Source organism: Flavobacterium soyae (assembly GCF_045348165.1).
Classification (GTDB): Bacteria; Bacteroidota; Bacteroidia; order Flavobacteriales; family Flavobacteriaceae; genus Flavobacterium; species Flavobacterium soyae.
In genome coordinates, this window is the sequence record NZ_CP150845.1 from 4,656,827 (window position 1) to 4,668,893 (window position 12,067).

2 protein-coding genes are annotated in these 12,067 nt (G+C 41.6%); both read left to right on the forward strand.

Annotated elements, in window-relative coordinates:
- Nucleotides 1-477 precede the first annotated feature (477 nt).
- Nucleotides 478-10,980, forward strand: coding sequence for a PKD domain-containing protein (locus AABD74_RS19285; protein ID WP_406843978.1), 10,503 nt, complete (start codon nucleotides 478-480; stop codon nucleotides 10,978-10,980).
- Between the two features lie 158 nt (nucleotides 10,981-11,138).
- The gene (locus AABD74_RS19290) at nucleotides 11,139-12,056 is read left to right on the forward strand and encodes a type IX secretion system membrane protein PorP/SprF (protein WP_232682313.1); all 918 of its coding nucleotides are present in this window, start codon (nucleotides 11,139-11,141) and stop codon (nucleotides 12,054-12,056) included.
- The last annotated feature ends 11 nt before the right edge of the window (nucleotides 12,057-12,067 follow it).

Sequence of the window (12,067 nt, forward strand, 5' to 3'; positions counted from 1 at the left end):
TTTTGAGCCAATTTTTAATAAAAAAAGAGCAGTTAAACGAGTTTTTAGGTTAGTTACAGATAAAAAAAATCAAATAGAAAAACTCTAATATAACTTTGATTCTGTTAAAATGTCAAAAATATAACAAACAACAAAACAACTTATAATAATCAAAAACCTACTTTCTGTGAAGTGGTAAAATTATCAAAATTGTAAGTTATTTTTTTATCAGGGCGCAAGATGTGATTTAATGTACTATTTGTCCGTTAAAACAATAAAATAGGACTTATTCTCCATCTCTTAAAAGATCTATTAACCGTTAAGTTAAACATTTCGGAAACAAAAGAATCAAATTAAGTTTTTTACATCACCATTATTTCTAAATCAATTCTATAGTCGATTTACCTAATTACCATTAAACAATCATAGTCCGTTAAAAGTGACTATACCCTCTAAGAATCTTAAAGTAAAAGTATTAAAGTTTAAAAATTAGAGATTATGAAAAACATTACTTCTTTTAAAAATATTAATATTAAGAACGTTCTCATAACGTTAATTCTAATATTTAATATCCATTTATCGTTTTCACAAGTAGATTTAAGAACCTGCGGTTATAGCTGTACATCAAACAATTACACATTGACGGATGTATTTCTTAGTCTGTCTAATGTAAATGGAACGCCTATAACTAATACCACTTGTACAATTGGACAGGTACAGCAGGTATATATCTATCTTAATTATTCTTCAAATTCGAGTTCCAGTATTCATTATGCAAGGTTAAACTCAGATTTACAGATAAATGGTGTTACTACTTTTTTGAATGTTTTATTAGGTGACATAGTTCCCGGAAGCAATAAAAAGTTAATATACGGTCCGTTCAATTGGACTTGTGGTGATGAATTAAGCCTGGAAAATACTATTATTGCCTGGAAAACAAATAAAAATAATGATCCTGGTCCAAATTATACCTGCAGTTCTTACACCAATTCTCAATGTGACTATACAAACACTTTTACCATTTCTAAACCTTTAGCCGTTCAGTTTACTTATAAAGCGTGTACCGTTGGAACAAACATAACTGTTAGTTTTACATCAACTACAAACGGAGGTAAAACCCCATACACTTATGCCTGGGATTTTAAAAATGACGGAGGTGCGCCAGATTCAACCTTACCAAACCCAACTTATACTTATACAACTTCTAACAACACAGCCAAACTAACTGTCACTGATTCTCAGAACTTATCAAATTCATACATTCTTCCTATAATCGCGCCTGCGGAACTGATATTAAGCGAAACCCATACAACAGTAAGCTGCGGCGGAGGTACGTCTAATATTACCTTAGGGGTTACAGGCGGAACTCCCGGCTATAGTTACTTATGGAGTAATGGTGCAATCACTAAAGATTTAAATAATGTTGCTGCCGGAACATATACAGTAACTGTAACTGACAGTAACAATTGTTCTAAACAGCTGACTGTAACTATACCTAGTGGAGATTCTATTAAACCAGTAATTGATCCGCTGCCAGATCCTACTACAATTAATTGTCCGGAAATTCCAGTATTTGCTCAAGCTACGGCAACTGACAATAGCGGCACAGTAACATCATTAACTTATACAGATCAGAGTACTCCTGGTTCTTGTACCGGTACATATTCAATAACCAGAACATGGACTGCAAAAGATGCCTGCGACAACACATCACTTCCTGTAAGTCAAACCATAAATGTAGTAGACGTTACAGCTCCAGCCTGGACAACACAAAGCGGGTCTCTAAACCAGACTGTTGAATGCAGCAATGCCGAGGCTCTGGCTGCTGCACAGGCTTTATTCCCTGCTGCTGCTGATTTATGTGATGCTGATGTTTCTAATATCGAAAAAGTAAGCGGACAGTTCACAGCCTCTGAGGGATGCTCAAATGCCGGAACCTATACCAACACCTGGACCGTAAAAGACGACTGCGGCAATACTTCTGATACTTTTACTCAGGTTATTACCATTGAAGACACAGCGGCTCCTGTATGGTCTACTCAGGCAGGGTCTCTAAACCAGACTGTTGAATGCAGCAATGCCGAAGCTCTGGCTGCTGCACAGGCTTTATTCCCTGCTGCGGCTGATTTATGTGATGCTGATGTTTCTAATATCGAAAAAGTAAGCGGACAGTTCACCGCCTCTGAGGGATGCTCAAATGCCGGAACCTATACCAATACCTGGACCGTAAAAGACGACTGCGGCAATACTTCTGATACTTTTACTCAGGTTATTACCATTGAAGACACAGCGGCTCCTGTATGGTCTACTCAGGCAGGGTCTCTAAACCAGACTGTTGAATGCAGCAATGCCGAGGCTCTGGCTGCTGCACAGGCTTTATTCCCTGCTGCTGCTGATTTATGTGATGCTGATGTTTCTAATATCGAAAAAGTAAGCGGACAGTTCACCGCCTCTGAGGGATGCTCAAATGCCGGAACCTATACCAACACCTGGACCGTAAAAGACGACTGCGGCAATACTTCTGATACTTTTACTCAGGTTATTACCATTGAAGACACAGCGGCTCCTGTATGGTCTACTCAGGCAGGGTCTCTAAACCAGACTGTTGAATGCAGCAATGCCGAAGCTCTGGCTGCTGCACAGGCTTTATTCCCTGCTGCGGCTGATTTATGTGATGCTGATGTTTCTAATATCGAAAAAGTAAGCGGACAGTTCACCGCCTCTGAGGGATGCTCAAATGCCGGAACCTATACCAATACCTGGACCGTAAAAGACGACTGCGGCAATACTTCTGATACTTTTACTCAGGTTATTACCATTGAAGACACAGCGGCTCCTGTATGGTCTACTCAGGCAGGGGCTCTAAACCAGACTGTTGAATGCAGCAATGCCGAAGCTCTGGCTGCTGCACAGGCTTTATTCCCTGCTGCTGCTGATTTATGTGATGCTGATGTTTCTAATATCGAAAAAGTAAGCGGACAGTTCACAGCCTCTGAGGGATGCTCAAATGCCGGAACCTATACCAATACCTGGACCGTAAAAGACGACTGCGGCAATACTTCTGATACTTTTACTCAGGTTATTACCATTGAAGACACAGCGGCTCCTGTATGGTCTACTCAGGCAGGGTCTCTAAACCAGACTGTTGAATGCAGCAATGCCGAAGCTCTGGCTGCTGCACAGGCTTTATTCCCTGCTGCGGCTGATTTATGTGATGCTGATGTTTCTAATATCGAAAAAGTAAGCGGACAGTTCACAGCCTCTGAGGGATGCTCAAACGCCGGAACCTATACCAACACCTGGACCGTAAAAGACGACTGCGGCAATACTTCTGATACTTTTACTCAGATTATTACCATTGAAGACACAGCGGCTCCTGTATGGTCTACTCAGGCAGGGGCTCTAAACCAGACTGTTGAATGCAGCAATGCCGAAGCTCTGGCTGCTGCACAGGCTTTATTCCCTGCTGCTGCTGATTTATGTGATGCTGATGTTTCTAATATCGAAAAAGTAAGCGGACAGTTCACCGCCTCTGAGGGATGCTCAAATGCCGGAACCTATACCAATACCTGGACCGTAAAAGACGACTGCGGCAATACTTCTGATACTTTTACTCAGGTTATTACCATTGAAGACACAGCGGCTCCTGTATGGTCTACTCAGGCAGGGTCTCTAAACCAGACTGTTGAATGCAGCAATGCCGAGGCTCTGGCTGCTGCACAGGCTTTATTCCCTGCTGCTGCTGATTTATGTGATGCTGATGTTTCTAATATCGAAAAAGTAAGCGGACAGTTCACCGCCTCTGAGGGATGCTCAAATGCCGGAACCTATACCAATACCTGGACCGTAAAAGACGACTGCGGCAATACTTCTGATACTTTTACTCAGGTTATTACCATTGAAGACACAGCGGCTCCTGTATGGTCTACTCAGGCAGGGTCTCTAAACCAGACTGTTGAATGCAGCAATGCCGAAGCTCTGGCTGCTGCACAGGCTTTATTCCCTGCTGCTGCTGATTTATGTGATGCTGATGTTTCTAATATCGAAAAAGTAAGCGGACAGTTCACAGCCTCTGAGGGATGCTCAAATGCCGGAACCTATACCAATACCTGGACCGTAAAAGACGACTGCGGCAATACTTCTGATACTTTTACTCAGGTTATTACCATTGAAGACACAGCGGCTCCTGTATGGTCTACTCAGGCAGGGTCTCTAAACCAGACTGTTGAATGCAGCAATGCCGAAGCTCTGGCTGCTGCACAGGCTTTATTCCCTGCTGCGGCTGATTTATGTGATGCTGATGTTTCTAATATCGAAAAAGTAAGCGGACAGTTCACAGCCTCTGAGGGATGCTCAAACGCCGGAACCTATACCAACACCTGGACCGTAAAAGACGACTGCGGCAATACTTCTGATACTTTTACTCAGGTTATTACCATTGAAGACACAGCGGCTCCTGTATGGTCTACTCAGGCAGGGTCTCTAAACCAGACTGTTGAATGCAGCAATGCCGAGGCTCTGGCTGCTGCACAGGCTTTATTCCCTGCTGCGGCTGATTTATGTGATGCTGATGTTTCTAATATCGAAAAAGTAAGCGGACAGTTCACAGCCTCTGAGGGATGCTCAAATGCCGGAACCTATACCAACACCTGGACCGTAAAAGACGACTGCGGCAATACTTCTGATACTTTTACTCAGATTATTACCATTGAAGACACAGCGGCTCCTGTATGGTCTACTCAGGCAGGGGCTCTAAACCAGACTGTTGAATGCAGCAATGCCGAAGCTCTGGCTGCTGCACAGGCTTTATTCCCTGCTGCTGCTGATTTATGTGATGCTGATGTTTCTAATATCGAAAAAGTAAGCGGACAGTTCACAGCCTCTGAGGGATGCTCAAATGCCGGAACCTATACCAATACCTGGACCGTAAAAGACGACTGCGGCAATACTTCTGATACTTTTACTCAGGTTATTACCATTGAAGACACAGCGGCTCCTGTATGGTCTACTCAGGCAGGGTCTCTAAACCAGACTGTTGAATGCAGCAATGCCGAGGCTCTGGCTGCTGCACAGGCTTTATTCCCTGCTGCGGCTGATTTATGTGATGCTGATGTTTCTAATATCGAAAAAGTAAGCGGACAGTTCACAGCCTCTGAGGGATGCTCAAATGCCGGAACCTATACCAACACCTGGACCGTAAAAGACGACTGCGGCAATACTTCTGATACTTTTACTCAGGTTATTACCATTGAAGACACAGCGGCTCCTGTATGGTCTACTCAGGCAGGGTCTCTAAACCAGACTGTTGAATGCAGCAATGCCGAGGCTCTGGCTGCTGCACAGGCTTTATTCCCTGCTGCGGCTGATTTATGTGATGCTGATGTTTCTAATATCGAAAAAGTAAGCGGACAGTTCACAGCCTCTGAGGGATGCTCAAATGCCGGAACCTATACCAACACCTGGACCGTAAAAGACGACTGCGGCAATACTTCTGATACTTTTACTCAGATTATTACCATTGAAGACACAGCGGCTCCTGTATGGTCTACTCAGGCAGGGGCTCTAAACCAGACTGTTGAATGCAGCAATGCCGAAGCTCTGGCTGCTGCACAGGCTTTATTCCCTGCTGCTGCTGATTTATGTGATGCTGATGTTTCTAATATCGAAAAAGTAAGCGGACAGTTCACAGCCTCTGAGGGATGCTCAAATGCCGGAACCTATACCAATACCTGGACCGTAAAAGACGACTGCGGCAATACTTCTGATACTTTTACTCAGGTTATTACCATTGAAGACACAGCGGCTCCTGTATGGTCTACTCAGGCAGGGTCTCTAAACCAGACTGTTGAATGCAGCAATGCCGAAGCTCTGGCTGCTGCACAGGCTTTATTCCCTGCTGCTGCTGATTTATGTGATGCTGATGTTTCTAATATCGAAAAAGTAAGCGGACAGTTCACCGCCTCTGAGGGATGCTCAAATGCCGGAACCTATACCAACACCTGGACCGTAAAAGACGACTGCGGCAATACTTCTGATACTTTTACTCAGGTTATTACCATTGAAGACACAGCGGCTCCTGTATGGTCTACTCAGGCAGGGGCTCTAAACCAGACTGTTGAATGCAGCAATGCCGAAGCTCTGGCTGCTGCACAGGCTTTATTCCCTGCTGCTGCTGATTTATGTGATGCTGATGTTTCTAATATCGAAAAAGTAAGCGGACAGTTCACCGCCTCTGAGGGATGCTCAAATGCCGGAACCTATACCAATACCTGGACCGTAAAAGACGACTGCGGCAATACTTCTGATACTTTTACTCAGGTTATTACCATTGAAGACACAGCGGCTCCTGTATGGTCTACTCAGGCAGGGTCTCTAAACCAGACTGTTGAATGCAGCAATGCCGAGGCTCTGGCTGCTGCACAGGCTTTATTCCCTGCTGCGGCTGATTTATGTGATGCTGATGTTTCTAATATCGAAAAAGTAAGCGGACAGTTCACCGCCTCTGAGGGATGCTCAAATGCCGGAACCTATACCAATACCTGGACCGTAAAAGACGACTGCGGCAATACTTCTGATACTTTTACTCAGGTTATTACCATTGAAGACACAGCGGCTCCTGTATGGTCTACTCAGGCAGGGTCTCTAAACCAGACTGTTGAATGCAGCAATGCCGAAGCTCTGGCTGCTGCACAGGCTTTATTCCCTGCTGCTGCTGATTTATGTGATGCTGATGTTTCTAATATCGAAAAAGTAAGCGGACAGTTCACAGCCTCTGAGGGATGCTCAAATGCCGGAACCTATACCAATACCTGGACCGTAAAAGACGACTGCGGCAATACTTCTGATACTTTTACTCAGGTTATTACCATTGAAGACACAGCGGCTCCTGTATGGTCTACTCAGGCAGGGTCTCTAAACCAGACTGTTGAATGCAGCAATGCCGAAGCTCTGGCTGCTGCACAGGCTTTATTCCCTGCTGCGGCTGATTTATGTGATGCTGATGTTTCTAATATCGAAAAAGTAAGCGGACAGTTCACAGCCTCTGAGGGATGCTCAAACGCCGGAACCTATACCAACACCTGGACCGTAAAAGACGACTGCGGCAATACTTCTGATACTTTTACTCAGGTTATTACCATTGAAGACACAGCGGCTCCTGTATGGTCTACTCAGGCAGGGTCTCTAAACCAGACTGTTGAATGCAGCAATGCCGAGGCTCTGGCTGCTGCACAGGCTTTATTCCCTGCTGCGGCTGATTTATGTGATGCTGATGTTTCTAATATCGAAAAAGTAAGCGGACAGTTCACAGCCTCTGAGGGATGCTCAAATGCCGGAACCTATACCAACACCTGGACCGTAAAAGACGACTGCGGCAATACTTCTGATACTTTTACTCAGATTATTACCATTGAAGACACAGCGGCTCCTGTATGGTCTACTCAGGCAGGGGCTCTAAACCAGACTGTTGAATGCAGCAATGCCGAAGCTCTGGCTGCTGCACAGGCTTTATTCCCTGCTGCTGCTGATTTATGTGATGCTGATGTTTCTAATATCGAAAAAGTAAGCGGACAGTTCACAGCCTCTGAGGGATGCTCAAATGCCGGAACCTATACCAATACCTGGACCGTAAAAGACGACTGCGGCAATACTTCTGATACTTTTACTCAGGTTATTACCATTGAAGACACAGCGGCTCCTGTATGGTCTACTCAGGCAGGGTCTCTAAACCAGACTGTTGAATGCAGCAATGCCGAAGCTCTGGCTGCTGCACAGGCTTTATTCCCTGCTGCTGCTGATTTATGTGATGCTGATGTTTCTAATATCGAAAAAGTAAGCGGACAGTTCACAGCCTCTGAGGGATGCTCAAATGCCGGAACCTATACCAACACCTGGACCGTAAAAGACGACTGCGGCAATACTTCTGATACTTTTACTCAGGTTATTACCATTGAAGACACAGCGGCTCCTGTATGGTCTACTCAGGCAGGGGCTCTAAATATAACATTACAATGTACTGATACAGAAGGATTGAATAATGCTCAAACTCAGGTGCCAATTGCGACAGATAACTGCGATGGAACAGTAAGTTATACTAAAACAAGCGGACAGTTTACAGCTTCTGAAGGATGTTTAAATGCCGGAACATATACAAATAGCTGGATTGCAAAAGATGACTGCGGAAATGTTACCGATAGTTTTATCCAAGTAATAACTATTGAAGATACAACTCCGCCAGCTTTTACTGGAAATCTTCCAACTGATATTACAGTTTCTTGCGATGCAGTTCCAGAACCTGCAAACATTGAAGCTTCTGATAATTGCAGCGGAAATTTACCAATCGTATTCTCTGAAACTAAAAGCAATATTCTGAATGAATGTGGTACAGATTATACTTTAACACGTATATGGTCTACTAGTGATTGTAGTGGAAATCCAATTTCTCATACTCAAATTATTACAGTTAGAGATACAACTCCGCCAACAGGAACTGCTCCGGCAGACGCTGCAGATTTACAAAGTATTGCAAATATTCCAGCAGCAAGTCCGCAAGATATTATAGATGCTGCTGATAATTGCAGCAATACCGTAACTATTACAATTAGTGATTCTAATAACGGAGCAAGCGGCTGTGAAGGAAATGCCTACATCTTAACCAGAACTTATACACTGACAGATTGTTCTGGAAATAAAACAGAACTTGTTCAAACCTTTACTGTTGAAAACAAAGTTTCTGTAACAGGCATAGCTACAAATGTAACCTGTTTTGGAAAAAGTGATGGTTCAATTTTAGTAACCAATAGTCCGGGGTCAACAGTTGTAATTACAAATGATAAAAATGAAGTTGTTGGCAATACCAATTTACCTGCCGGAACTTATACGCTTACAGCAACATCTGCCGTAAATGGCGAAAATCAAACTTGTACTGCAACTGCAACAGTTGTTATTACCCAGCCTGATTATACCATAAAAATATCCGGTTATGTTATGAATGCTGACAGCCATTCAGGAATTCCAAATGTAATGGTAACATTGATTCCGCAAGGAACTACAACAGGACCTATTTTATTACATTTAACCGGACCAGATGGTGGATACAGCTTTACAGGAATGCCTGCAGGAAGTTATTTAGTTCAGGTGCAGGATGCTAATTTAAATAGTGTTTATCAATTATATCCTGTAGATTCAAGTTTGTTCTTTACAACTCTTGAAGATTGTATTTTCCAGGAACATACTTTTAATTATGGAACTTCAACTCTGCCGGTTTTAGGTGATTACGTTTGGTATGATGCAAACAGCAACGGAATCCAGGACGAATGGTACGATGCTAACAATGATGGTGTTGTTACTAAAAATATACCTGATGCAGGTGGTGCGGTCGACTACAGCTTATGGGAATGGATTGATTTAAATGGAGACGGAAGCTATCAGGGTCCATTAAATGTAGGTGAATTAAACGCCGGAGGATTTGGAAATGCATTAAGTCCAAATATTATAGTTGACGGGCCAAACGGTTATCACAAAGAAGTAATCATTGGAATTATGGGATTCTGGAGAGACAGACCAAATAGTGAAAATCCGTATGGAGATTATACTATTAAATTAGTTAAAGATGCAAATCTGGATGCTATGGCTACAGCTTTGGGCGTAACAGGGCTTGTAAAAGTGCTTCCAAATTTAGCTGCTAAAACTGGTAAAACCCAATTACATACTGTATGTTCAATAACCAGCCCAAGCAGCTATATCGTAACTGTTACTCCGCAAGATTTAGTTCATTTGGATGCAGACTTTGGTATAAACTGTAAAGAGTACCAAGATATTGCTGCCAATGATGATAATGCCGGTCCTATTGCAGGAGTTAATCACACTACCACAAATGTTCTAAATGTACTCGTAAATGATACTCTTGAAGGCAATGCCGTAACTGTTTCTGACGTAATTATTACTACAGTAACACCAAACGAGTTTTTACAACTAAATACAGATGGTTCTGTAGATGTTTTACCAAATGCTCCAGTTGGCACACTTACATTAGTATATCAAATTTGTGAAGCAGATCAAACTTCAAACTGCGATACAGCAACGGTAACTATTACTATTGAAGCACCAGTTGTTGCTAATGACGATGTATATGCAAACATTGGCTGTAACACCTTCGGTTTAGTTGGAAATGTGCTGAGTAATGATTTTAAAGGACAAATTCCGGCAACGCTTGAACTGGTAGATTTTACATTGCTTGCAGAAAATGAAAACAATGCAACTACAGATCCAAACATCACGATCGATAATCAAGGAAACGTAACGGTTTCAAGTTTAACACCAGCCGGAACTTATACCTACACTTACCGCATTTGTGATAAACTAATCGCAGAAAACTGTGATACTGCAGTTGTGACCATAACAGTTGTTCCAAGTGAAATTGTTAACATAACCAGTGAGGCGTGCAATGACGACTCAAGCTTAGTAAACTTGTCAAGTTTACTTCCGGAAGGCACACCAATAACCGGAACCTGGATTGACACAAACAATACTAATGCATTGCAGGGAAATGATTTGAATCCATTTGGTCTCGTACTTGGTAATTATACATTCGAATATAAAATTGTCGATGAAAATTGTCCAAGAAGCATACTGTTAAACATGGAAATTAATAATGACTGCCAAGTTTTAGCATGTGGAAACATTTTAGTACACAATGCTTTCTCTCCAAATGGCGACGGAATAAATGATGTATTCGTAATTGACAGCATTGATGATTTGACCTGTTACCCTGGAAATACTGTAGAAATCTATAATCGTTGGGGAATATTAGTATTTGAAACTTCAAATTATAATAATACAACCAATGCGTTTGATGGAACATCCAGAGGCAGAACCACTGTTAAGAAATCTGATGGATTGCCATCAGGTACTTATTTCTACATTCTTAATTATAAATCATTAAATGGAAATAATGAAATTCAAAATAATGAGAAAGACGGATATCTATATCTATCAAAATAAAAAAGCAAGAAATACGCTATATAACACATTCTTATATAGCGTATTACAAAAAAAATAGTAAAAAATTTCTTAATTTTGAATAAAGCGAAAATATTGACTTTTTTGATTGAAAAATAATTAAGAAATCAATGAGTAATAATCAATAATACACATCTACTATGAGAACAAAATTATTTTTCTTCGTCATTATGTTTGTAACTATTTCTGGTTATGCACAACAAGACTCACAATATACTCAGTATATGTACAATGCTATAAATGTAAATCCTGCTTATGCAGGGTCCAGAGGTGTTTTGAGCATCTTTGGTCTCTACAGGACCCAATGGGTAGGTTTGGATGGAGCCCCGGAAACTGCCAGTTTTTCAGCAAACTCGCCTATAAACAATAGCAATTTAGGAGTGGGTTTATCATTAGTAAATGATAAAATTGGACCAACAAATGAAACAACTGTTTCTGCAGACATATCTTATACTCTTCAAACATCTCCAGATTTCAAGCTTTCATTTGGTATTAAAGGAAGTGCCAATTTATTCAACTTAGACATTAGTAAGCTAAATCCGGAAGATCAGGGAGATCCGCAGTTTCAGGATTTAGATAATAAATTTTCACCAAATGTTGGTGCAGGTGTATATTGGCATTCAGATAAAGCCTATATCGGTTTATCAGTTCCAAATTTCATCGAAACCAAAAAATTTGATGATAATGACTTTGCCATATATAAAAGTAAAATCAATTATTATTTAATGGGCGGTTATGTATTTGATCTTGACAAATTGCAATACATAAAATTCAAACCTGCCACGTTGATTAAAATGGTCGAGGGTGCACCGCTGCAGGTCGATGTTTCTGCCAACTTTATGTTTTTTGAAAAATTTGTTGCAGGGCTTTCTTATAGATGGAGTGCATCTGTAAGCGGAATTGTTGGATTTCAAATCACCGACGGGCTCTATTTAGGATACGGTTACGACCGGGAAACCACAAAACTAAATAATTATAATTCAGGATCGCATGAAATATATCTGCGTTACGAATTCTTCAAAAACACCAGCAAAATGGTAACTCCACGTTTCTTTTAAAAATAATAGTT